Source organism: Coprococcus sp. AF19-8AC, assembly GCF_003603115.1.
Classification (GTDB): domain Bacteria; phylum Bacillota; class Clostridia; order Lachnospirales; family Lachnospiraceae; genus Coprococcus; species Coprococcus aceti.
In genome coordinates, this window is the sequence record NZ_QTMI01000002.1 from 229,126 (window position 1) to 254,302 (window position 25,177).

The following is a 25,177-nucleotide window of genomic DNA, read 5'->3' on the forward strand; positions in this document are numbered from 1 at the left end:
ATACTTATATGATTTCTTCTGTATTAATCAGAATTATCTGCTGCGTTATATTGAACACACTGCTTCTTGTTGACTTCTCCGGCTTTGCTTTGGCAACCAGAACATCAGTCGCCCCTGCACCACCGCCATTGTTTGATAACAATACAGTGTTTTCAGAATTTGCCAGCTTGACAGTCGAATCAATGTTACTCGAATTCTGCCCCGCCAGCATTGTCGTCTGCATTTGTCCGGCATTCATCTGGTATGCACTATTCTGCTGAACACCAGGTGGCTCAGGCTGTACAGTTTTTCTTTTCTGTACCGACTTATGCCGTGCAGTCTGTGCCTCTGTTCCGACATTCTCCGTGATCTCCTTGATCTGGCGTTTTCTCTCAATACCTGTGAGGTTCATGAACACCCTTGGAATACGAAACACAATAAACAATACAACCGCTGCAACAAGAAATACACATGCCGCTATCATACACACAAGCCACGCTGTATGATATGTATTCATGGTACGTTCTATCTCATCTACACTAAGTGACATTACTTCTCACCCCCAGTCTTACCTGATCCGGTGACTGCACTGTTCACCTTTCCCCGCGCTGTATCTATAAGGCTGTCAAACACTCCATCATAGCTGTTACCGACAACCTCCACCAAAGCACCCTTTACCTGTGTCTCTATGTTGTCTATCATTTCATACATTTGGGACGCATCTATATAACCGTTATATTCCCTTGCCTTTGCAACAATCTGGTTAAGAATAAGCTGATATGTATACGCTTTGAATTTATCATCAGTATAATTGTCATCCTGTGATATCGTGAGGTCATACAAGCTTACCAGATCATCCCACTCGGCAGAATAATCTACATCCTCATCAAATATATCCACTCCGCTTCCACCTGAAGAATTCACATATCCTCCAAGCCTTATGAAAAGTTTTGCATTTGACGCATTCTTATTGTTGTTTTTATTTCCATCCGAATATGGTTCAACCTTGCTAAACCACGCTATTGCGTCGGAGCTTCCGTTATTCATATATGCCCACAAATTAAGTCCGAGATTGTAACAGAAATTGTAATATTCAAGAGGATCTGCTTTTTTGAAATTATCCAGATGTCCATCCTTTTCAATCAGTTCCTTTATACTGTTGAGCTCATTGAATGTTATCGATTTATCCCCAGAACCCTGAGGCTGTCCATTCTCAAAATATTCAAGATACTTAGTACGTATAAGATCATATGTCTCAGGTGAAGTATCATCCAGGCTTAAAGCATTGCTAACCATGTCTTTAAACTCCGATTCCGATGTCGCCGTACCCGCATATGTATAATACGTATCAAAGTTCTGACTCTTGTAAGATTTCTCTTTGTAATTCATATATCCTGCTGTACCAAAGAGCGCCGCCGACAACACAACCGCCGTTGCGAATCCGAACATTTTTCTTTTCTGTGATTTCTTATATGTAATGTCCAGCTCGTTGTAATGCTCCAACGCATACATCAATTCACTACATGACTGATATCTATCATCAGGGTTCTTTCTGGTACATTTTAGAATTATCTCTTCAAGTCCTGATGAAAGCTTCGGATTCCACTGTCTTATCGGATACATCTCATATGGAGGTTTAGCCGGATTATGACCAGTAACCAGATGATACATAGTTGCTCCCAGGCAATAAATATCCGTTCTGGCATCAGTCTGACCATGCCCTCCAAACTGCTCCGGAGCCGCATATCCCTGAGTTCCAAGACAGGTTGTATCCTCCACCATGTTCTTATTTTTGTATTCTCTGGCAGTACCAAAATCAATAAGCATAACATTGCCGTCAGGCTTTAGCATTACATTGGACGGCTTCATATCTCGATAAATAATAGCCGGTGTTCTGCTGTGAAGATATCCAAGCACATCACACAACTGTTTTGCCCAATCGATCACGTCCTCCTGCGACTGGGCTCCCTGTTCATTGACCAGAACATTTAAAGGATTACCTTCGATATAATCCATAACTATAAGGAAGGTACCATCTCCATCTATAACATCGACTATACTCGGCAAATGCGGATGCTTTAGCCTTTTAAGCATGTCCGTCTCTACAACAAGCCCCTGCCGTATTACGTCAAAGTCCTTCTTGCCATCTTTTCGGACCTCCTTAATCGCCCACTGCTTATTTGCCTTCTCGTTCATGGCAAGGTATACAACACTCATACCGCCCTGTCCGATTTTGTTCAGGATCTTATATTTTCCATCTACAAGAGAACCTATCTCAAGCATAGCGCTCCCCTCCTATGATACTATTCTCGCCATTGCAACTGATATATTGTCCGTCTCTGCCCTGTATTTATTGAGCTCTGTGAGATATTCCATATTATTCTTCATTCTCACCTCATCCGGAGTCATTCCGGCGTTCAGGTATTTATATATCTCGTTCATGCCTATTTTGTGTCTGAAACCGTCGGAGCACAGAACAAAGCTGTCACCAGGACTGGTAGTTCCTGAAAAGAAATCGGGAAATATATCATCCGAAGCACCTATACACTGCAATATTACGCTTCGCTGAGGACTTACCTCTGCTTCCGCCTCTGTCATTCTTCCCGCATCTATCTCTCTCTGAACATATGAATGGTCTTTTGTTATAAGCTCTATTCCATTGCTCAATCTGTATGCTCTGGAATCCCCCAGATTGCATATGATATACCGGTTACCGTAAAATAATGCAGCCACAATCGTAGTACCCAGACTTATTCCATTTACTGCTCCATATGCTTTTATTATTTCATTCTGTTTTTTTAACAGATCATTCCATTCCCTGCGCACACCGTCATCGCTGAATCCGCTGCCAACCAGATAGGTTAATCTGTTGGCAAACCAGTCATTTAAGGCTCTTATAACCGTGGCAGATGCCAATTCTCCTTTAGCAAATCCACCCATTCCATCACATACGGCAATCAGTGAAATTTCACCCATATCCGTATCAGCCTTAACAGCGAGAACCGAATCCTGATTGGTACTCTTTTTTATTCCGATATCACTATGTACAACTAATAAGCAACTCATAAACCCTCTCCTCCATTTCGGCAGATTTAGTCGTATCTAAGTTCAAATTCCTCATCGCCCAGCTTCACTCTTGAACCTACACGAACCATTGTTTTACAGTTACTTGTTATCTGCTGATCATCAACAAATGTTCCATTTGTTGAATTAAGATCCTCTATGTAGCAGGCATCATCAACTCTATAGAAAATTGCATGACATCTGCTGATCGCCGGATTTCCATCTATGCATATGTCTACAACCTCTCTATTTTTACCGATTCTGTTTGTTTTCTTATCTAAGTATATCTTTCGGCCATTCTTGACCTGATACAAATATGGATGTCTCTCAACCTTTGTTGCCGCATTGAGCACCGTTGTTCCAGCATCATCCGTATTACCAGTATTTTTTATAAGCGTTGTCTGATCATAGTCATCCTGCATTCCGCCCATCGCTGGCATCTGTGGTGCCGGATATGGATTGTTCATAACTGGTGCCTGTGGCTGTGCCGGTGCTGTCTGATATGGACTGTTCATAGCCGGTGCCTGTGGCTGTGCTGGCGCCGCCTGATATGGATTTGCCATTGCTGGTGCCTGTGGCTGTACCGGTGCTGCCTGATATGGGTTATTCATTACTGGTGCCTGTGGCTGTGCTGGCGCCGCCTGATATGGATTGCTGACAGGCGGTTGCTGAACTGCTGATGCTGCCATCGGCTTGATCACTGACGCCTGCTTCTTAGCAACAGGAGCCTCTGTAGCTGTATTCCCTGACTTCTTTCTCTCCTTTGCCGCTTTATATTTTTCTTTATTTTCTTTGCTGTAATGCTGCATCAGATAAAACAATGAGATGTCATCCTCTGATGAACCGCTATTCTTCTTTCCCTTAGAAGCTTTCTTTGCTGGCACTGCAGGTGCTGCTGCTTTCGGCTTACTTGCGTACTGGTTTGTACTCATACCTGGAACTGCAAATCCCATATCAACATTCTCCGGTGCTATAGGATTCTTTGCCATCTCTCTGGCTCTTTCTTCTTCCTGCTGTTTGAGCATTTCCTCTCTTTTTGCCAGTTTTATATCCTTTGCACTCGCCCCAGAGGATACATATACATTCTGTATAGCAGGTTCCTGGCCAATATCTGTCGGTCTGTTCTGTGGCTGTACAGGTGGAACCGGCTGCTGCATAACAGCAGGTTTCATATTCATCTGTGGCTGTGCAGGTGCTCCCGCAGGAGTCTGCTGATAAGGATTGTTCTGCATGTAAGGAGCACCCATGGCAGGCTGTACATTCTGCATACCGACCGCAGGCTGCTCTGACATAAGCCCCTCAAGCATCTTCTTGAAATCCTGAAGCTGGAAGAGTTCAACACTATTCAAATAAGCAAGTATCCTTGCCACATAGTCTCCATTCTCATTTGCCGCAAAGCTGACAGAGAAAATAATGTTTTTAAAGAATTCTCTCTCATCTATAGGAGCAAACTCATCTACAACAGGCACGCATATCATAGATACATCTGATGTTGACGCATCCACATATATGTAATCTCTGTCCAGCATGATTGTTCTTCTATCAAGCATATACGCATCAAGCATCTGCATTGCATCCACAATATTGACGAATGTCTTAAGAAGACGCATCTTGCGGACATCTCCCATAAAGAGCTTACTGAGTGTTACATGTGACGACACATTGTACTTGATGAATTTCTGATTATCTATCTCTGTATATATAGCCGGAGCAAACCCCTTTATCTTATTGTTGGTCAGCATACCAAGAGCCATTGTATCTATCGGTCTGTCGTCAAACTGATATACAAGATATGTATTCTGTCCCTGATTTTCATAAGTAAATCCCTGCATGTGTGTTCTCTCCTTTACTAATCCTCGTATATAAGCCGCTTCAAAAGCTGCCATGTTCCGCTATCTTTTACCATTACTTTTCCACTATCATTAAAATCTTTTGCATCACTAAATGTAGGTTTTATTACCATTTCTCCGGATTCATTAATAAAGCCCCATTTATTTCCTGACTTTACTGCCGCAACTCCGTTAGAAAAGCTTCTGGCGTCGTCATACTGTGGTTCAATTATCCGTTTACCTGTTGCATCAATAAATCCCCATTTACCATCTATTGAAACGGCCGCCAAGTCTTCTCCAGGATTAAAAATTTTGGCATCATCATATGCATCACTGCCTATAACATTGCCATCAATGTCATACATATGATACTTGCCATCTTTCTGTGCAAAATAACAATCTCTATATGAGATTCCCTTATCATCAACAACAATATCTGTATAAATAAGATCTGTCACAGCCTTACCATCACCATCTATAAGCTGCCATAATTCTCCTTTTTTTACAGCCGCATAACCATTTGCCATTGTCATGGCTTCATCATATCCATCGCATATAAGTTTCTGGCTGTTGGTATAATACGCCCACGTCTCACCATTAAATACCGGTATCGCATCACCCACATAACCTATCTGCTTGACATTCTCTATTTTATTGAGAACTTTTTTCTTATTTCCTTCCATATCAATAAAATACCAAATGCCATTAACCGTCTCCACAGGTGCTATATCACCAATAAACGGACCAGCATATTTATATTTATCTTCTATTTCACTTTCTCCGTTAGTATCAACATATCCCCATAAATCCTCACTATACGAAGCCGCACACAATCCATTAGAATATGTCCCAACATCATAAAATTGGTTGCCAATTTTACATAGCCACGCTACATCCTCGAATATTTTTTCCATATCCTCGTCATACAAATTTTGTTTTTTATATTTCTTATACAAACTGTATATTTCTGGATATTTCTCGTAATATTTATATACTCCTGCACTTATGGCATAGGCTCTTCCATCATACGGAAATTCATCAACTATTTTCTCTGCTGTCCTTCTTGCCTCACTATCCTTGTTATCTGCAATATATACATCCAGAAGCTCCTTATATATATCCACGCTCTTCTTCATACCCAGTGCTGCATTATAATCTGCCTCAGCATCCACATAAATCTCATAGCCTGCACTATCTCTTGCCTGGTTTATATAATCTTCATACTGTTTTTCTGTAGCTGTATTATTTTTCATAGTGGAAAAAATAGATATTACAAACAACACAACTAATACTGGTGGAATTAAAACTCTGTATTTCATCTTTGTCCTCCCTCATATCATATTCCCGTTAAAAATACTGATAAATATGTACCTATTAAAATTGCCGGTGCAAATGGAATATTATCTTTTCTCTTCGCCCTCTTTGTCACCAATGAAAAAACAGCAACAAAGAATGATACTATAAGAGAACAGAAAATAGCCGGCCAAATGCCCTCCAAGCCAAGATACAACGCCATAACACTGAATAGTTTTACGTCTCCCATTCCTATAGCCCCTTTAATAAGCAGGCAACACAACACACATGCCAAAAACACCGCCACTGTTGCAATAAGCATTGATAACAGACGATGCGGTATGTCTCCAACCATTATGAATTCTGGTATCAGAAAAACCAGCCTGCCCACAAGCATTATCTTTAAAATATCGTTTGGAATTCTTTTTGTTCTAGAATCTATAAATGCAATCGGCCATAATATAGACACGATAAACATAAGTTTTACATTTATAGCAACAGAATTTTGATATACATATGTAATCACATTTGCAAGCACAATATTCATAAAAAACATAAAAACAAGGAATACCACGCCAACTGAATCAGTTAATTTATATTTCTCCTCTGTGTACTCTTGCTGCTTTTTGTTATTACCATCATCTGCTTCTGCTTTTTCTTCTTCACTCTGTGCTTCGATGTCATTACTATATTTATTTTCATACTTGAACATAAATAAATTAATTATGTTATATAATATCGTAACCACATTTATAATGATAAAATTCGTAATTTGCATATATTTCCCCTTATTATTTTCCCTTATTACTTTTACTTTTTTGAACCTACGGATGGTGTTTTACTCTCGCTGTTTGTCCACATATAAGTCATTGTTCCACTATGAAAATGGAATTGAAAATCTACATTTAAAAGTTTAATAACATCAATATCGTAATAGGCGCCAACTACCAAAACACCATTATCGGTTACAACTGCATGTACATCAATATCTCCTTTTATCTTGAGCCATTTCTTTAAACTTGCAGAATCCCCATTTTTAGATGTTTTAAATTCTCTGTTTACTAATAAAGTCATGGCTCCTGTTGCAACCGCATTATCCAAAACCTGTGACAAAGATGTTGAACCAATCATTTCTGTCATTTCATTTAACTCTGCTGATTCACCACCCCAATCATTCAATATCTTGCTCAATTCTGTACTGATCTTCTGAGCCGTTACCGAAGACTTTCCACCAGAATATCCACCGGTCTTTGCAAGACCAGTCACATACATCACATAAGATATTTCTGAATATTGCCTTGCAGCAGAATTAAGTGCAACCTGAACTTTTGTCTGCGCATAACAAATATTAATTATTGATAATATTGTAAATATAATAAATATGTATACTGGCACCGCAATTGATGCCTCCACTACTATTGCACCATTTTCATTCTTGTCCATATCCCTCAGACCTCCCTTTATATTTTAGAGTAATAAACTCTATACGTGTTAATTTTAATTTTTATGTTTTATTTTGTCAACAATTAAACCTTCAAATATATTCAAACTTTTGGCGGTTTTAGCGCTATGTACTCTTTTTTCAATCATTTATTGCCATTTTTAATTATTTGTTAATTGACTATTCAGCCGTCTATTGCTAATATATTTTTAAACATATATAAGGGAGGATTACCATGCGAAAAAAGATACTATATGGAACTATGTGTATTGCTTTATCTGTAATGTTGATTGGATGCAATAGCAAATCTGACAATTCTGCTAATTCCAATTCAACCTCTGATATAGCGCAAACGACAGAAACTACAAATGACAGCTCTAGTATTCAAGAATCAACAAATGATGCTACCCCAAAAGATTCAAATGTAGATGTAAAAGATGTTGCATCTATGACTTATGACGAGGCCGCATCCTACTTGGATACACTTCCTGAAAATTCATCGTCAGATTTCTCAATTATAAAGCAGGGTGAGAATGCTGATTATGAAAATCTTATTTCAGATGGGGAATGCTTTATTTCTGAATACACGGGAGATGCTCCAATTGTTATTGTCCCATCCGAGATTGACGGATGTAAAGTTGTCGGTATTGGACAATCTGCATTTTTATCAAAGGAAATGACTGCCGTAAAACTTCCAGATACAGTAAAGACTATTGAAAAGGACGCTTTCACCCTCTGCTCATCATTATCCATTATAACCGGTCTTGACAATGTCGAATCATTAGGTTCCGACTGTTTCTCAACATGTAGTGCATTGAGAATTAAATTTACGGATAGCGTAAAAGAATCTGCTGCAATGATATATCTTGCTTATGGTGAGGTTTATGTAAAAACAGGTTCATTTATGGCAAACGACGATAACTTTGGCGGCTATGATGCAAATAACGAAAGTAACACATTCAAAGTAATTTTCTATTAGTAAAAACTTTTATTTAACAGAAAAAGAGGGGATGCATTGCATCCCCTTTCTGTTTCATCTAGATATTAATATCCTCTAGTCATTTCTATTGTATATTTATTCCATCGGCTTTCATCTGACAGATTTTCTGTATAGTCACTGGCCAACGGCAAATCCAACATCAACGGAGCAACTTTCACCTCTGCTGTAAATGTAAACATAGTCTTCGCATTTGCCAAGGAAAATGCAGCTCCCTCTCCGCTATCCAACTGCATGTTTGCCTCTATAACTCTGCCTAACCTGAAATAAGCAGCCTTTGATAAATCACTATCACTACTAAAAGCAGAAAACAGAAATATGAATAAGTGATCACTGTAACTCATACTGAGTCCATCCCCTTTCGCAACCTTATTTTCGTCCGTAGAAGGAGTTGTGCTATCTGATTTTCCAGGATCACTTAAACTGCAGGCCCAATCGTTTGCATCCGTCTTATATACCTTTAATTTCAAACCTTTATTCAAGATTTTCATATCATGTGCACTCTCAAGGGCAGTTACTAGAGCAATCAAAACACACTTTGTAACCGGCTCAGGAATAACACCATATGTAGCGATACTAACAGCCTTTGCAACCCCATTTATCGCAAAAGCTGTTGCACTATTATGTTTTGCGTTATAATTATAAAAATTAACAAAACCTGATGCAAGATTCAAAGCATATCTTAACGCATATATTGATAAATATGCCTTTTTTAGGTTTTCTTTATTTGTTCCTCCATATAGAATATATTCAATCTCAGCGTTATTTGCTGCATTATTAGTTGAATTTATCATTCTATTTGTAAGCGTCTTATTATAGGTATCTGTTTTATCCGTACTACTCCACTTTGACTCCAAGTCGGAATAAACACCATCACAATTTTTCAAAGTCAATTCGCCATTATATATAGATGCTTTTCGTTCATATACAAATGTTCTGTAACTAAACATATTCATCGCATAAAGCGTTGCATACATTGAATCTCTGGCATTTCTACCATTTAAATTTATAAAATCACCTATACAAGTTGCGAAGCTGGTGATGATAGTTGCATCATTAAATTTTGTTCCAGAATAGTCTGATACATTTATATCTTTACCGAGACTTACACTATCGCCTTCCTGTTCTGCCTTATCTTCTTCCTTTGCCTTATCACCCTGTGTCTCGTAATCGTCAAGTTTATCATCTTCCTTATCAACGCCTTCTTTCGCTTTTTCAAGATCTTTCAGTTTATTATATTTTTCGTACAAAGATGCATAATATTTATCATCAGCACTTGTCAATATCAATTTATAATCGGAATATGAAAGCTCTGGCAACGAAATTATAGATTCAAGTTCTCCCGTTTGCGGTGTAAACTTTTTCTCAAACACCTTTTTTGCCATATCTTCTATTTGCGCATTAGTCATTGGACTGGATGGCTTATCAAAAGCCCATTTAAACTCTTTATAAAATGTACTGAAATCATCTATTTCTGCAACTTTTTTACCACCGTATTTAATTGAGTCTATGCCCTTGATCACCTTTTCCAGCATTGTCTTTACGTTTGACAATTTTCTTTTAAACTCTTTTACATCAGCACTATGAACATTTCTAGGTTTGCCCTCATATTGTGTTTCAATTTCTTTCTGTTGTTCCTTGCCCAATGACGTTTGTGTATTTTCAGCTTTTTCCTTCCACTTCTCATAATTTTCATCATAATCATCTGCAAGATCAGCTATCTTATCAAGACTAACAACTTTATATCCCAACTTTCCATTTATAACCATGTCGAGAATATCAACACATACCGCTATTTTTTCTCTACTATTTGCTAACTTTGTCGCTATATCATTAAGCTGCTGACTAGCCGATGATGTAGAGTAACCGGAATTAACAGAACTCCATATGTTTATCATTTCATTTTTTACAATGAAGTAATTTTTTCCAGCGGAACTATCAGGCTCTCCTTCATGATCTACGAATGCTGCTTTCAAAAATTTCTTAGCTGCCGCTACCTCAGAGCATTCTGTCTTATTCCAATCAGCTTCAAATCCTGTATCATCAGTATAGGCTTCGCATTCCTGCATTGCCTGCACCTTTATCATTGCTTTAGCAACCGCATCACCCTTTTTATTGATATTATCTATATGTTTTTTTATGGCATTATAAGCGAAGTAATACCACTGTTCCTTATTTGTCTGATCACTTCCATCGCCATAATTTTTACTAACAAAATCCTTAACAGCATTATCAGCATCTGTAAGTGCCGTTTTAAGTGCCGTTGTCTTATTAGACAAATCTTCCTTTGCATCATCGTAATCTTTAGATTTTAAATAATACTTTTTTTCTTTCTTATCAACTTTTGACGCAACATCTTTTGCGGTTTTCTTTTCCGCATAACTTCCAATTGTACTTGTTGCAAGATACTCAGTCATACCATCTGTATTAGTTCGATATGAACAAGTGATACCATAATGTGATAAGTTCATTGGTTTATCAGTTTCAGCAATCCACAATCTTGCCACAGCATCCTTTGTCACATCCTGATAGACCTGCTTACTATCATTTGCATGTTGAACAGCGTCTTCAACATCCTTCTTTGTAAGATTTTGTTTCTTATATTCATTATAGTAATAATATGTATAAAACTCTTTTTTACTTAATTCCCCCTCCGAATCCGCAAATGTATCTCTTGCATCAGAAAGTTCGCTGTCCTGTTTTGCATTTTCCAAATCTCTTTGAATATCTGAGCCATCCTTTGACAATTTTGCATATATCGATTCTACTGCATATTCAGGTGCACGATATTTCATAAATTCCACCACGCCCTCTTTTATAAGAACAGGATTTTCTCCCAATCCGGATTTTGGCACAGCATAAAGATTCTCTGTGCCAGGAACAAGGGATGTCTGCATGAGATCGCTGTATTCTCCTCCCCCTCTTATTTCATTAAATATCCATGATACTATTTCATTACTATCATCACTTGAAACACCATTTGCCACCAACGTCTTTTTAAAAAAATCCTCGCTAACAGAATAAAACTGATCAATATCCTGAACAGATGCAACAAGCCCATAGTAATCACTCAATAATGTGTCATAATTTGCCATAAGTGAATTAAGAGTAGTGTCTGCAGTGGACTCTACAGAACTCTGTGACAATTCAACTCTACTAAGATCTACAAATAGAAAGCATACAACCAGACAAGGAACTAATATTATTACTAGAAAAACCGATATAGTTCCACCCGGTCTAAACAATTTCATCATCAGTATTTCCTCCCTATCAATCCATGATTGCTCTGAATTTTCCTAAAAATTCTCCAGCCTTACTTGCCATATTGCTTGCAGTTTCATGTCTATCTACCAAATCTCTTATCATGTTAACATTTCTGACCATCTCAGCACCTTCCATAGCCGGCACCTCAATGTATTCTTCAAAATCAACCTTAGTCGCCTCTGATTGTCCCAGTAATTTAACCGGCATAGTTATACTGTAAGTCATCTCCGCCTCGGCCTTTGCATATATTCCATATGTTTTATATTTAACGGAAACCGAAGGGTTCTCATACTCCATACTAGAGAACAAGCCACCACCCATCTTGCCCAATTCGCCTTCAACATTTGATCCAATCTCTGCTCCTCTGCTGGAGAAGTTCAGATATCTATATGGTTTAAAATCATTCCCAGTGCTCACTGCTCCAAGGCTGCCGCTATCCATATACTGTTTCAGCATAGGATTGGATTCTCTCGCGGCATACTCTATAACTGCGCTCGTAAAGACTGCCTGAGCTCTGCTCCTTTGATAATAAATATTTCCCAAAAATATCAAGAAAATTACTATCAGAAACATTACAGGGAATACTATTGTTGCCTCAACAATCAGCGATCCTTTTTCTTTCTTAAAACTCTCTTTCACTACATTCATTATCTTCATCTAATCTGCCCCATACCCATTCGAATTGGCGATTATATCAAACGGGAGACTTTCATCTCCCGCCGATATAAACGAATCATATTATTACTTTATTGCATCCGTAGCCTTTTTGCTTACTGTTCCCATCAGGCTTTCTACAAGTGCTTTTGCTTTGTCCTTGAATACTATTGCAAGTACAACAGCTATACCTATAAGAAATACTATTGATACAACGTTTACATCTCCGTTTTCTTTTGTAAAGAAATCAGCAACTTTTTCCTTTGCCTTAAGTCCAAGATACTTAGCTCTGGAAACAACCTGAACTTCAAGCTTATCTACATATTCTCCCATTTGTTATTCCTCCTTCCCTATTATTTTTGTATTTATGCGCCAATATTTGTAAATATTGGTATTAATACCATAATTAATATTCCTATAAACATAATCATCATCGGAATCAAAAGCTTACCTGATGCTTTTTCGCCTTCTCTCATAGTTATATTTTTCTTTATATTCCACGATTCGGCTGACTGTTCTTTAAGCATCTTTACAAGCTCCTTGTTACCCTTTTCCATGCCCTGTATCATGGTTGATACAGCCTTCTTAACGTCCGCAAGAACACACCTGGTTCCAAAGCTATGAAAAGCTTCGACCTCTGACATTCCATTATTCATATCCTCCACGGATTTTTGCATTTCCTTATATATAATAGTCTCTCCATTAAAGGCAACCTTCTCCCACGCCTCTTTCAGTATCATTCCTGCATTAGTGAGTAACGCTAACTTGGATATAACCTCTGAAAAGTCACGGAGCATCTCCTCTTCTCTTTTCTTTATCTTCTCTAACATAAGTGTGCCAAAGTAATAATATGCTGTAAAAGAAAACAGACAAAATACAAACAAAATTCCTATCTCCGATGTAAAACCATATACAATAAAACCTATAACAAGCAGGGTGTATGACAACGACAGCTTCTGGGCATATGAAAGTCTCACATAATATTCTGCATATTTTTTCTCATATAATATCTCTGCACTCTGTCTCAGTTTTCTATCTGCCTTACTCTTATATTGATAATGGAACATTTCCATAATCCCATAACCAAGAAAATATAAGTCCTTCAACGGATATTCTTTTTCATCAAGTCCGTCAAATAGCTCACTGTATTTTTTGCCATAGAAATAAAACACAAGCCATCCGACCAGTAATACCCCCGATATCGAAAATACCACTATATTAGTTGTTGTCAGCATTTTTTCATCCCCTTACAGTTTTATATCAAGAATCTTTTTGCCTATGTAATATGACGCAACAAAGCATATAACTCCCAATGTTGTAGCTATAACTCCAGAAACAGTTGCATAATTATCGCCAAAGTCAGGGCTCATCATCTTAATCATACCTATAAGTCCCACCGGCATAACTATCATCAGATTCTGTTCCATCTTATTCGACGCAACCATGGTCTCTATCTCCTCCATGATCTCCATCTTGTCACTTATGATGGAGTGGGTGTTGTTGATTACATCTCGGAGATTTCCACCCTTTCTGTAACATATCTCATACACACTGGCAAAGCTCTTGATATCATCTATTCCGCTTCTCTCACCAAAGTCCTTCAGCACAGTTTCTATATCTATATTGTTTCTGTTTGAAACCAATATGACATTCAGCTCTTTCAATATGAAAGCATCCTCCTCATACTGAACACGAAGGTCTCTGTACGCTGATTCAAATGAATCTATGGCATTGTTTCCTGCGCCGAGTGAGGTGTTTACAGCTTCCAGCATACTTCTGAACTGCTCTTTGAGTTTTCTCTGATTTTTGTCTATGATGCTCTTTGTTCTGATTGGAACAAACATCCTACCTGCTATGATTCCAACCACCAGCATGATCACTATATTGCTGATCCAGGTAGCTGTTGTGGCATTTCCATATTCATCCTTAAACAAGCCTCCATAGAACAGATATGCCACTGCCGCTCCTATCACAAACGCCAGCATAAATGTAAGTATTTTTTCCACTTTACCCATGTGATATACCTTATAATTCATGACCGGCATCTGCACTCTGGACATATAATACTGTGGTTCTTCAGGTTTCTTTTCCTTTTTACTTATTCCTAACATACCTATATCTCTTCCCTTATTCCCGTGAGCTGCAGCTTGAATACATTCTGCATCTTATTATCTGTTCTCTTTAATCTTCCAGACACTCTGTCGAGCGTTGAATTCTCATCCTCTTCAAATACATACAATGGATTTAACTGTATCTCTCCATCCTTCATACCCAGAACCTCCGTTATCTCCATCGTCTTTCTGGATTTGTCACGAAGTCTGGACAAATGTATTATTATGTCTATAGCCGATGCTATCTGCTGTCTTATAGCCTCAAGAGGTAATCCCTCTGCCCCCTGAAGAACCATTGTCTCCAAACGGGAGAGCATATCATGAGTTGAGTTAGCATGTCCTGTAGATAAGCTTCCATCATGACCTGTATTCATGGCCTGCAGCATATCAAGTGCCTCACCACCACGAACCTCTCCAACTACTATTCTTTCAGGTCTCATTCGAAGTGAGGATTTGATAAGATCCCTTATAGTTATTGCTCCAGCTCCTGATGCATTTGCATTTCTGGTCTCCAGACTTACAAGGTTATCTACTCCAACTATCTGAAGCTCTGCTGAGTCCTCAATGGTAATTACTCGCTCGTCCTTCGGTATATAATTTGACAGGGCATTCAGGAATGTTGTCTTACCGGAACCGGTACCTCCACATATGAATATGTTGTATTTTGCCCTTACCAGAAGCTCAAGCTTATGCGCTATCTCCTCAGTTATTGAACCGTATTTTATAAGCTTCTCTATTGTCATAGGCTCCTTTGAGAACTTACGGATAGTTACCGTTGGTCCACACAAAGCTATAGGTGGAAGCACTACATTAACTCGGGAACCATCCTGAAGTCTTGTATCAACAATAGGATTAGCCTGATTGACCTCTCTACCTGCCATTCCAACAATTCGCTGAATTATATCTTCCAGTCGCCTGTCCGTCTCAAAAAACTTGTCCAGTCGTTTTACTCGTCCATTCTGCTCTATGAATATATTGTCTTTTCCATTTATCATGACCTCTGTTATGGTATCGTCTGTCATGATACTGTCCAGCAGTCCCAGCCCACGGATTGAGCTGTATACCTGTTTTACTATGGACAATCTCTGTTCAACTGTGCAATACTGACCATCCAGCTTACTGTTAACAACATTTTCTATCTCTTCCTCGAGGTCCTCATCACTCAGTCTATTAAGTTCCAGATTATTGGACACATAGAATTTGGCTGCCGCCACAAATTCCTGTTCTTCATCAAATGTCATAATTCACACCCTAATATAATTTCAAAAATTCCTGATTGTTAGCAAGTATATCTACTATCTGCCTGAATGTTGTTCCCTGAACAGCACCGGACTTTGTTATAACTTTGCACGTAGACCAATCAAACTTTGCAGCTTCTTCTTTGTTAATAATGAAGCTTGCTGTCCTGATGAAATCTTCATTGTTGACGAATACCTTCATAAGTTCATTCATTCTGTCAACCTTATGTGCGGATCTCTCATCGTCATTCACAACTATCACTGTCTTATCTGAACAATCTATAATCTTTTTGAATGTTGGAGTGATATTGAAATCAGCATCGATTACTATGAAATCATAAAGTCCCATGGACTTGAGCTCTGATATAAGCAATTCCACATCCTCATCATTCATTTCATGAAGATCCATCGGATTCTTAGGCGCAGCAAAATAGTCTACATTTGCTGAATCTGTAATGGCAAAGCTTTCAAGCTTCATTGAAAGATTTGACCTCTTACTCTTCACTGCATACACCACGTCAGTAAGTGTATATTTTCCTTCACCATCAAAAATAATATCTGTAGTCGGAATATTCTCCATACTCAGATACAATGCACTTTTATTATTAAGGGAACAATTTAAGGCGAATGCCGCTGCCATGGATGTCACTCCGCTGCCGCATGCCGGTGAGGTAAAAGTGATGACTTCTGCAAGCTCACCACTTCTCTTGCGCTTGGTAATTCTAGAACTGTACTCAGAGTATAACGCAAGTATATCCTTATATATAAGCTCTACTTTCTGGAACTTACATATCGCTTTTTTTCCTTCTATCTTGTCTATGTCAGGAGACTCTACAAAATATGCCATGCAACAATTTCTGTATTCGTTCACCTGTAACGTCTCATCCACTATAACTATGTCAAGCCTTTGATTTTCAACGCTTTCATTGGCCACTTTAACATCCGTGTATGAATAAATTTCAAGCTTATCACTATAATATCTGTTAAGGGTTGACACCAGTCTTTCTATATATATTTTATCCGAAATAATAAAACCCACACGTATTTTCATAAACTCCACCTCCCTCGCTGTCTTAGAGTTTATAACTCTACATTAGCATTTTTATTTTAGAGTTTATGGCTCTTTTTGTCAATATATAAATTTTCTCAAATTATACTAATCGTAAACTAAAGGAGGTATGCTAATGCGCTATAACGAAAGGATACGTGAGATCAGGGAAGACAACTCTTTGACACAGCAAAAAGTTGCCGATTTGTTACATGTAGGTCAACGTACCTACGCTGATTATGAAAGCGGTAAAACACGGATTCCTGTTGACAGTCTCCTTATTCTTGCTAGGTATTACAATGTATCTGTCGACTATATCAGCGGGGCAAGTAACGTAAAGACAAAATATCCACAAAAGTAAAAAAGAGGAATGTAGATTTTCGACATCTACATTCCTTTTACGATTTCCCATATAAGCAGCAAATGCAGGGGATAGAACAGATAGAAGAAATACTTGAGCTTCATCCTTCCTCTCTCTCCGCTGTACATATTCACAGGTATCATCGCCAACAGAGCGTATAGCTGATTCATGCCCAGGCAGAGAATGTATACCAGCGAACTGAGCACCACGATCTCAATGTTCTGCTTCTTATTGAAATATGCCAGAGTATAAGCATCCGCTCCACTCCGCTCCTTCTCGATCAGATAGAACATGACTATGATTCCCACTCCCGCCATGCCGTAGTCGAATCTCAGGAACTCCGCCAGAAGTGCTGCGGCCAGTGCGATCTCGACCTTCCATCTTCCGATTGACCCCCGGCTATCCATGGCGTATATGGCAAACAGTCCGGCTGTCAGGGTGAATAATATGTTCTGAGCCCCCGGATACCAGATCGTATCGTGCATTGCCAGATCAAATGGTATCTCTGACACCACCGCAAATATTCCAAGTCTCAGAAGATACCTCCTCACGTCGGATGTACGCAGAAGCCCCTGTACAAGCAGGAATGCAAATACAGGAAATGCCAGACGCCCCACAGCGCGCATTATGTAGTTGTTATCCATGAATACTATGCCTATGTGATCTACGGCCATACACACACAGGCTGTCAGCTTGAGCGCATTTGACGACAGCCGCCTCAGCCCTCTTTCCTCAGTTTCTTCATTATACTCCATATACAGTCCTTTCCTACCGCCTGCTCTTTCTATCAGTAACACCGTAACAGAAAAAAACAGCACATGACTTATGTTCATCATGTGCTGCTCTTCTCACAAAACCTTATATATCTATCTTCAATCGTCTAGATTCTCTTTCTGAGAGCCTTAGACAATGTTGACAGCTCCTCTGTATCAGCCTTACCGGGTACCCATGTCATAGTCACGTTGTCCTTGATGTATCTTGGAACAAGGTGCATATGGAAGTGGAATACAGTCTGACCTGCTGCCTCACCGTTGTTCTGAAGGATGTTCAGTCCGTCCGGATTCAGCTCAGCCTTCTGTGCCTTTGCCACCTCTGTAGCTATAGTAAATATCTTGGCTGCTGTCTCAGCATCCATGCTGTATATATTGTCAAAATGTTCTTTCGGGATAATAAGCGCATGGCCCTTGTTAGCAGGATTCACATCAAGTATTACTCTGCAGATACTATCCTCATAAACTGTCGCTGATGGAATCTCACCGTTGGCTATCTTACAAAAAATGCAATCGTCCTTATTCATATAAGTTTTACCTCCTCATTGCCTCTATCCATTGTAAACCATCTGACAAAATATTACAAGCACCAAAGAGAACACCAGTTTTATACACCAGTCAAATAATTCTATAATATTGACCTGTAAAAATCATTCTTTCTGTCCCTGCTCTGCGGGAATGTCTTTCTGGCACCTGCTATGACCGCAGGATCAAGCTCCGCAACGAGCAGTCTGTCGCTCACCCTCTCAGCCAGTTCATTTCCAAATATATCATATATATGTGAGCTAGGAACATATCTCTCCCTTTTACCCATGCCCACTCTGTTCACGCCTATCACATATGCCTGATTCTCAATGGCCCTCGCCCTGAGCAGCGCTTCCCACTGGGCAACTCTCTCCTCAGGCCAGTTGGCTATCACAAGTATGGCATCGTAAGAATCCCTCGCCGCCGAAAATATCTCCGGGAATCTGAGATCATAGCATATGTATCCGCCCAGCCTCAGATCCTTGACATTCGCCTGACAAATACGGCTGCCTGCCCGGTACACCCTGTCCTCACCGCTGAACGAAAAAGGATGTATCTTTGCGTAATCCATGATCACCTCATCACCGCTGACGATCGCCAGCTTATTTTCAAATACCTTCCTTCTGCTCTCATCAAACTCACCGCTTCCATCAGCCATGAAAGCTTCTATATAACCAAATGCCATGGCCATATCGTATTTCCTGCTGTTCTCCATGAAAAACGAAACGCTCTCCGGTATCTCACCATCCCTGTACGCCTCCCACATGCGAGCGGGCATCATGGTAAATCCCGTCAGCGTCATCTCAGGAAACACCAAGAGCTCAACGCCATTCTCATATGCCTCCTGCATGACCTCAAGACAGTGCTCCCTGGCATACTCCTTATCCTCGTATCCAATATCGATCTCCGTGATTCCGACCTTTATCATATCCCGCCTCCTGTGTATACACTCTGTATATCGTTCGAATTCTATATTAAGTATTTTACACAATAACGTGTGTTTTGCAAATGTTAACCTGTGTTCAAAATTTATGGTTGACATTTCTCCCGTGTGTATATATAATGTCAACCATAGCCCTTGTGTATAGGTTAACAAATCCAGGCAGTATTCGTCATCAGCCCGTCGAAACTACCTGGATTTGTTGTGAATAAGCTGTACACAGGCATTACAATCATTGGAGGATTATTACAAATGAAAAAAGCATTTACCACTGTAGAGCTGGTCATGATGGCCATGTTCACTGCAATTCTGTGTGCATCCGCTTACCTGAGCATTCCAACACCGCTCCCTAACGCAGCACACATCACATTACTCAACTTTATGATAATTCTGATAGCTCTCGTATTTGAGCTCAGAGACTCAACGATCATAATAGCACTTTGGATGATCATGGGTGCCATCGGCGTTCCTGTATTCATCGGCGGAGGCGCAGGCCTTGGATATCTGTTCGGAGTATTCGGTGGATACACCTTCTCATTCATCATTGCATCAATCGTAGTCGGTCTCATCAAAGGCCAAAAGTACAAGAGACTTAAGTATACCATCGTTGCGATCATAGGTGTCGTGATCATTGATATCGTGGGAATGATCTGGTGGAAGTTCAACGGTAACCTCACATGGAAGGTTGCATTCTTATCAGGTTTCGTGGCATTCATTCCACTCGACCTCGTTAAGGCTGTCATCGCCGCACAGCTCGTTCCACTGTTCAAGAGACTTCTCCCTGAGAAGGACGACAAAGAGGCCAATGAACAGGCAAAAGAAGCCTGATTAATGGAAATACACAAACTTAAGTGCAATTATAGCTGTCGGCTATGATTGCACTTTTTTGTTACCATCTCGTTTAGTAAACATATTTACTAAAATTAAAGGGGTCACAAACCCGTATGTTATCATTTTTGCGGGTGATCGAATGCAGTATATGGAATTTAGCAAGGATAAAAAGTATATAGAAAGAATCCGGGGACTGCGGGAAGATCATGACTTTACACAACAATATGTTGCCCGCTATCTGAACACCTCACAGACCATGTACGCACGTTATGAAAGGGGCGCAAGCGCGCTGCCAATCCATCACCTTATATATCTCACCGAGTTATATAACGTGTCATCCGATTACATTCTTGGAATCACCAACAACCCTGTTCCATACGAAGAATATTACAGAGAAGCCGCTGTCACCGACCAGGATCCCAGATCACCGGGAAAATACGATATACACTGGAAGGGCAACAGCTAATTCTTTCCCGCACATTTGACCACTATCAACCTGTCACCGGCTTTCACGTCATCCCCCTCAAGGCTGTTGAGCTTTCTTATGGAATCAAGACTGGAATAATACTGTTTTGCGATCGACCATATGCTGTCACCGTCACGCACAACATAGCCCACTATACCTGGCGCCACCGCTTTCTTCTTCATATCGACCGGAGCCACCGTCATGTCATCGATAAGCTCTATCTCTTTCCGGGTAAATATGGTCATTCCCATATCCACTATGGCTTTTATCTCCACCTCGTCATTGCCCGGCAGCGCCGCCGTGATCTGATTGAGTGCAGGGGTAATCCTGATGGAATCCTGAGTTCTGAGCGGAACAGTCTCCACCCTGTATGAAAATGGAGCTACCACCTCCATCTGACACAGAGGTCTGCTATCATCCGATGACACATAAAGAACTGCCGCCTTCACAGCACCCTCGACGACCACGGCGTCATCCGCCGGCCTGACATCGTCTATATCCACACTGCCCGTCACATTTACGATCTGGAGAATGGACGGCTGGCCGCTCTTGAGCCTCTCCTTCTTCACGACCCTCGTCTTTGCATTGTTTCTCATGAGAAGGTTCTCGTAACTGAATCTGCTCCTGACGGGATCGACCTGCGCAGAATATGAGAACATATCCTTGAGAAGGTCTGCCTCCACGTCCTCGTACACCTTGATGTCCACATTGAGACTGCTCTCCACCTGGAGTATCCTGTCCTCACCGCCGTCATTTGCACGCACGGACACCGAACCGCGGGATGCGGTTATCATGTCGTCCAGTATCATATCCTCGTCTATTCCATCGCAGTTCACAGTGTCCTGGAACTCCCTCGTGGCGCTGACATACTGCACCGGAGCCACCTCGTCATCCGGCTTGTATATGACAAATATGTCCATCTTGCCGCTTATATGTACCCCCACATCCGTGGCACGGCTCTCTATCTCCGAGAAGTTCACCTGATCCCACAGCACACGTCCGATATTCGGCTTATTTGCCGGGATCTCTATGTCCTCCTTTATCTTCATTATGTCTCTGGAAGACGCCGCAAGATTTGTAAAGCTTACCTTCTCCGTCATGCACTCTATACCAGAGCCGTTTGCTATGCCCACGGCGCCCTCCGCGGTGATCTGCTGGCACGCCCAGAGCTTCACGCCCACAAGCCCTCTCACCTCGTATTTTCTGGAATTTATCACGGTCACGTACAGATCCTCCAGCACACCCTGTACGGAAACCTTATCTCCCAGCGACAGTTCATCCGCATTTATCGTCTCCTCAAATGGCAACTCTCCGTCATGGCTCTCAAATGAATCCCCCTCCCGGTCCGTCTGGTATAGGATGGCGTAGCTCACAGTTCCTGTGATGCGCGCCTTGCCCTCCATGACGTCTATGTTTTCTATCGTCACCTGTCCTTTGCTGGCTATCTGTCTGTCTATATCCCCCTTCACATCAGGGACATTGAAATCGTCATCCACGGTAAACTCAACATATTTTGCCGCCTTAAGATTCGTCGTTGTGATCCTGTTCTTAGTAAGCTCCATATTTTCCCCACCTTATTTTTTATGATATACCGTTCTACTTGAATACAACCGGAAGATCCATCTTCACTATCCTGACCACCATATAAGGAAATGATACATTGTCTCCCTTCACGCCATCCGTCGGAGTCGCCACCTGCCTTAAAACTCCCTTGATGTAAATGGCATTGTCGTCCTTGTACATCTCCTCCAGAGTCACCCCAACGTCATCCCTCTCCTGCATGCCCGCAGCGATGACTATATATGTATATGTGCTGTTTGAGTATACGAGATTAAATGGGTTTTCCTTCTTTTTGTCTATGATGGTAACCAGTTCATCCGGCAGCATGGTCTCATCGCACACGTCATAGAGCAGCGGCTCACCACTGTCCGACACCTCAAACCTTGCACATCCAACGCAGAATATCATGAGCTCCAGTGCAACCACCAGCAGGAAGGTAAGTCTGCCCCACATTCTCCCTCTTAGAAACTCTTTTTCATTTTCCACATGTATCACCTCCACCATTTGCTTTTTAAGGTGTCTGGCTGTCATTTTAAGCCACTTAACACACTTTGGTATAGTATATGTACCCTATTTGCTCTTTATGTCTGTAAACGCAAAAAAGAGGCGGGATATCCTGTTTGATATCCCGCCTCCGTATCAGAAGCTCGTCCTTCTGTATATTATTCTGTCATTCTACTCTGCGTCTGCAGGTACGCTCTTCTCAGCCTCGATCTCGGCCTCAGCCTCTGGTGTGACCTCGATTCCAAGCTCAGCGAGCTGTTTGTCGTCTACATAGTCAGGCGCATTTGTCATGAGACATGATGCATCCTTTACCTTAGGGAATGCGATTACGTCACGGATAGAATCCTGCTTTGCCATGAGCATGACCAGACGGTCAAGACCATAGGCAAGTCCTGCGTGAGGTGGTACTCCGTACTTGAACGCATCCAGAAGTCGTCCTTCTGTATATTATTCTGTCATTCTACTCTGCGTCTGCAGGTGCGCTCTTCTCAGCCTCGATCTCGGCCTCAGCCTCTGGTGTGACCTCGATTCCAAGCTCAGCGAGCTGTTTGTCGTCTACATAGTCAGGCGCATTTGTCATGAGACATGATGCATCCTTTACCTTAGGGAATGCGATTACGTCACGGATAGAATCCTGCTTTGCCATGAGCATGACCAGACGGTCAAGACCATAGGCAAGTCCCGCGTGAGGTGGTACTCCGTACTTGAACGCATCCAGAAGGAATCCGAATCTCTCGTGAGCCTGAGCCTTTGTAAAGCCAAGGCACTCGAACATCTTCTCCTGAATGTCATCCTGATGGATTCTGACTGAACCTCCACCGATCTCATTTCCGTTTAATACTATATCATAAGCCTTTGCACGAACCCTGCCCGGATCAGAATCGATGTACTGAAGATCCTCCTCCATAGGCATGGTAAATGGATGGTGCATAGCTGTGAATCTGTTCTCCTCGTCTGACCACTCAAGAAGTGGGAACTCTGTGATCCACACGAATCTGTATACATTCTTGTCCACAAGTCCCATGAGCTCTGCCAGATGGCATCTCAGTGCGCCGAGGACTGTCCATACGATCTTTGTCTTGTCCGCTGCGAACAGAAGCAGGTCGCCAGGCTTTCCATCCATGGCTGCCACAAGGGCGTTCATCTGCTCCTCTGTCATGAACTTGGCAAATGATGACTTGTAGCTTCCATCCTCGTTGATAACTATATATGCAAGTCCCTTTGCGCCGTATGTCTTTGCATACTCGATAAGGGCATCTATCTTCTTTCTAGGCATGCTTCCCTGTCCCTCGGCATTGATACCGCGGACTGTTCCGCCATTTGCAAGGGCACCTGTGAATACTCCGAACTCACAGTCCTTGACAACATCGCTGACATCCTTGAGCTCGAGTCCAAATCTGAGGTCAGGCTTATCTGAACCAAATCTGTCCATTGCCTCCTGCCATGTCATTCTCTGAATTGGAAGCTGGATGTCGAGATCAAGTATCTCCTTGAAGAGCTTTGCAAGAAGACGCTCATTTACATCGATTACATCGTCAACGTCAACAAATGAGAGCTCCATATCCATCTGGGTGAACTCCGGCTGTCTGTCTGCACGGAGATCCTCGTCACGGAAGCATCTTGCGATCTGGAAATATCTGTCGTAACCAGAGCACATAAGAAGCTGCTTGAAGAGCTGTGGTGACTGTGGCAGAGCGTAGAATGTACCAGGGTGTACACGGCTTGGCACAAGGTAATCTCTTGCTCCCTCTGGTGTTGACTTGGTCAGCATAGGTGTCTCTATCTCAAGGAATCCCTCATCTGCCATGAACTGTCTGGCGATGGTGGCTACCTTACTCTTCATGATAAGATTTCTCTGGAGGTCAGGACGTCTGAGGTCGAGATATCTGTACTTGAGCCTTATCTCCTCCTTGGTCTTGCTGTTCTCCTCTATAGGGAATGGAGGTGTCTCTGCCTCTGACAGTATACGGAGGCTGCTTGCAACGACCTCGATGTCTCCTGTTGCAAGGTTCTCATTCACTGCACCCGCACGCTTGCACACTGTTCCCTCGATGGCTGCAACGAACTCTGAACGGAGCTTTCCTGCCTTCTCGAAGCACTCTGCGCCACACTGTGACTCCTCAAATATAACCTGTAATATTCCACTTCTATCTCGAAGATCTACAAAGATTATTCCACCTTTATTTCTGCTCTTCTGAACCCAGCCCATCACGGTAACTTTCTCACCTATGTTGGCACTGCTAACCTCTGTACATCTGTGGCTTCTCTTAAGCCCCTGCATAGATTCTGCCATCTTACGCTAT

At 41.3% G+C, this 25,177-nt stretch carries 24 protein-coding genes and 1 pseudogene; 4 read left to right on the forward strand and 21 right to left on the reverse strand.

Annotation, left to right across the window (positions count from 1 at the left end; translation table 11 throughout):
• Positions 1-4 precede the first annotated feature (4 nt).
• From DWX57_RS05910 to DWX57_RS05940, 7 genes are read right to left on the reverse strand one after another with little or no spacing between them, the layout of a single operon-like run.
• Positions 5-529, reverse strand: a complete 525-nt coding sequence (locus tag DWX57_RS05910; protein ID WP_055222437.1) for a hypothetical protein — start codon at positions 527-529, stop codon at positions 5-7.
• Positions 529-2,262, reverse strand: coding sequence for a serine/threonine protein kinase (locus tag DWX57_RS05915; RefSeq protein WP_082431230.1), 1,734 nt, complete (start codon positions 2,260-2,262; stop codon positions 529-531). Before DWX57_RS05915 ends, DWX57_RS05910 begins: the two co-directional genes overlap by 1 nt.
• A 12-nt stretch (positions 2,263-2,274) precedes the next feature.
• Entirely contained in the window at positions 2,275-3,045 is a 771-nt protein-coding gene (locus DWX57_RS05920; RefSeq protein WP_055222436.1) for a PP2C family protein-serine/threonine phosphatase, read from the reverse strand.
• Positions 3,046-3,071: 26 nt separating this feature from the next.
• Positions 3,072-4,874 (reverse strand): DUF6382 domain-containing protein, encoded by a 1,803-nt coding sequence (locus DWX57_RS05925; RefSeq protein ID WP_165852771.1) that lies wholly within the window; start codon positions 4,872-4,874, stop codon positions 3,072-3,074.
• A gap of 17 nt (positions 4,875-4,891) precedes the next feature.
• The gene (locus DWX57_RS05930) at positions 4,892-6,190 is read right to left on the reverse strand and encodes a WG repeat-containing protein (protein ID WP_120123231.1); all 1,299 of its coding nucleotides are present in this window, start codon (positions 6,188-6,190) and stop codon (positions 4,892-4,894) included.
• Between the two features lie 17 nt (positions 6,191-6,207).
• Positions 6,208-6,942, reverse strand: a complete 735-nt coding sequence (locus DWX57_RS05935) for a prepilin peptidase (RefSeq protein ID WP_120123232.1) — start codon at positions 6,940-6,942, stop codon at positions 6,208-6,210.
• A 32-nt stretch (positions 6,943-6,974) separates the two neighbouring features.
• Positions 6,975-7,607, reverse strand: coding sequence for a TadE/TadG family type IV pilus assembly protein (locus DWX57_RS05940; RefSeq protein ID WP_120123233.1), 633 nt, complete (start codon positions 7,605-7,607; stop codon positions 6,975-6,977).
• 233 nt (positions 7,608-7,840) lie between these two features.
• Between DWX57_RS05940 and DWX57_RS05945 the strand changes: the two genes are divergently transcribed.
• A complete protein-coding gene (locus DWX57_RS05945; RefSeq protein ID WP_120123234.1) occupies positions 7,841-8,584 on the forward strand; it encodes a leucine-rich repeat protein in 744 nt (247 codons plus the stop codon).
• Between the two features lie 65 nt (positions 8,585-8,649).
• On the opposite strand, the gene DWX57_RS05950 is transcribed toward DWX57_RS05945, so the two are convergent.
• From DWX57_RS05950 to DWX57_RS05980, 7 genes are all read right to left on the reverse strand, one after another.
• A complete protein-coding gene (locus DWX57_RS05950) occupies positions 8,650-11,856 on the reverse strand; it encodes a hypothetical protein (RefSeq protein WP_120123235.1) in 3,207 nt (1,068 codons plus the stop codon).
• Positions 11,857-11,872: 16 nt separating this feature from the next.
• Positions 11,873-12,523, reverse strand: a complete 651-nt coding sequence (locus DWX57_RS05955; RefSeq protein WP_120123236.1) for a TadE/TadG family type IV pilus assembly protein — start codon at positions 12,521-12,523, stop codon at positions 11,873-11,875.
• 84 nt (positions 12,524-12,607) lie between these two features.
• Entirely contained in the window at positions 12,608-12,853 is a 246-nt protein-coding gene (locus tag DWX57_RS05960; protein WP_120123237.1) for a Flp1 family type IVb pilin, read from the reverse strand.
• 32 nt (positions 12,854-12,885) lie between these two features.
• The gene (locus DWX57_RS05965) at positions 12,886-13,755 is read right to left on the reverse strand and encodes a type II secretion system F family protein (RefSeq protein WP_120123238.1); all 870 of its coding nucleotides are present in this window, start codon (positions 13,753-13,755) and stop codon (positions 12,886-12,888) included.
• A gap of 12 nt (positions 13,756-13,767) precedes the next feature.
• The gene (locus DWX57_RS05970) at positions 13,768-14,631 is read right to left on the reverse strand and encodes a type II secretion system F family protein (protein ID WP_120123239.1); all 864 of its coding nucleotides are present in this window, start codon (positions 14,629-14,631) and stop codon (positions 13,768-13,770) included.
• A 2-nt stretch (positions 14,632-14,633) separates the two neighbouring features.
• Positions 14,634-15,872, reverse strand: a complete 1,239-nt coding sequence (locus DWX57_RS05975; protein WP_022217482.1) for a CpaF family protein — start codon at positions 15,870-15,872, stop codon at positions 14,634-14,636.
• Between the two features lie 10 nt (positions 15,873-15,882).
• Positions 15,883-16,920, reverse strand: coding sequence for a chromosome partitioning protein ParA (locus DWX57_RS05980; RefSeq protein WP_022217481.1), 1,038 nt, complete (start codon positions 16,918-16,920; stop codon positions 15,883-15,885).
• A 133-nt stretch (positions 16,921-17,053) separates the two neighbouring features.
• Between DWX57_RS05980 and DWX57_RS05985 the strand changes: the two genes are divergently transcribed.
• Positions 17,054-17,278: a helix-turn-helix domain-containing protein gene (locus DWX57_RS05985; protein ID WP_022217480.1), complete on the forward strand. Its 225-nt coding sequence runs from the start codon at positions 17,054-17,056 to the stop codon at positions 17,276-17,278.
• 26 nt (positions 17,279-17,304) lie between these two features.
• Here DWX57_RS05985 and DWX57_RS05990 read toward each other — a convergent pair whose 3' ends face one another.
• From DWX57_RS05990 to DWX57_RS06000, 3 genes are all read right to left on the reverse strand, one after another.
• Positions 17,305-18,033, reverse strand: a complete 729-nt coding sequence (locus DWX57_RS05990; RefSeq protein ID WP_120123512.1) for a TraX family protein — start codon at positions 18,031-18,033, stop codon at positions 17,305-17,307.
• Positions 18,034-18,158: 125 nt separating this feature from the next.
• The gene (locus DWX57_RS05995; RefSeq protein ID WP_120123240.1) at positions 18,159-18,575 is read right to left on the reverse strand and encodes an HIT family protein; all 417 of its coding nucleotides are present in this window, start codon (positions 18,573-18,575) and stop codon (positions 18,159-18,161) included.
• 101 nt (positions 18,576-18,676) lie between these two features.
• Complete coding sequence (locus DWX57_RS06000; RefSeq protein WP_120123241.1) at positions 18,677-19,501, reverse strand: nitrilase-related carbon-nitrogen hydrolase; 825 nt, start codon at positions 19,499-19,501, stop codon at positions 18,677-18,679.
• Positions 19,502-19,765: 264 nt separating this feature from the next.
• Between DWX57_RS06000 and DWX57_RS06005 the strand changes: the two genes are divergently transcribed.
• Positions 19,766-20,341: a biotin transporter BioY gene (locus tag DWX57_RS06005; protein WP_117549772.1), complete on the forward strand. Its 576-nt coding sequence runs from the start codon at positions 19,766-19,768 to the stop codon at positions 20,339-20,341.
• A gap of 151 nt (positions 20,342-20,492) precedes the next feature.
• Positions 20,493-20,810 carry a helix-turn-helix domain-containing protein gene (locus DWX57_RS14390; RefSeq protein ID WP_308936787.1) on the forward strand — a complete coding sequence of 106 codons (318 nt, stop codon included), beginning with the start codon at positions 20,493-20,495 and terminating at the stop codon, positions 20,808-20,810.
• On the opposite strand, the gene DWX57_RS06015 is transcribed toward DWX57_RS14390, so the two are convergent.
• From DWX57_RS06015 to aspS, 4 genes and pseudogenes are all read right to left on the reverse strand, one after another.
• Complete coding sequence (locus DWX57_RS06015) at positions 20,807-22,372, reverse strand: DUF3794 and LysM peptidoglycan-binding domain-containing protein (protein ID WP_120123242.1); 1,566 nt, start codon at positions 22,370-22,372, stop codon at positions 20,807-20,809. The two genes, DWX57_RS14390 and DWX57_RS06015, sit on opposite strands and share 4 nt — an antisense overlap.
• Before the next feature lie 34 nt (positions 22,373-22,406).
• Entirely contained in the window at positions 22,407-22,856 is a 450-nt protein-coding gene (locus DWX57_RS06020) for a protease complex subunit PrcB family protein (protein ID WP_238051193.1), read from the reverse strand.
• 189 nt (positions 22,857-23,045) lie between these two features.
• Positions 23,046-23,312 (reverse strand): annotated as a pseudogene (locus DWX57_RS06025) (amino acid--tRNA ligase-related protein); the annotation flags it as partial.
• 22 nt (positions 23,313-23,334) lie between these two features.
• Complete coding sequence (aspS, locus tag DWX57_RS06030) at positions 23,335-25,167, reverse strand: aspartate--tRNA ligase (protein ID WP_015534324.1); 1,833 nt, start codon at positions 25,165-25,167, stop codon at positions 23,335-23,337.
• Positions 25,168-25,177: the final 10 nt, after the last annotated feature.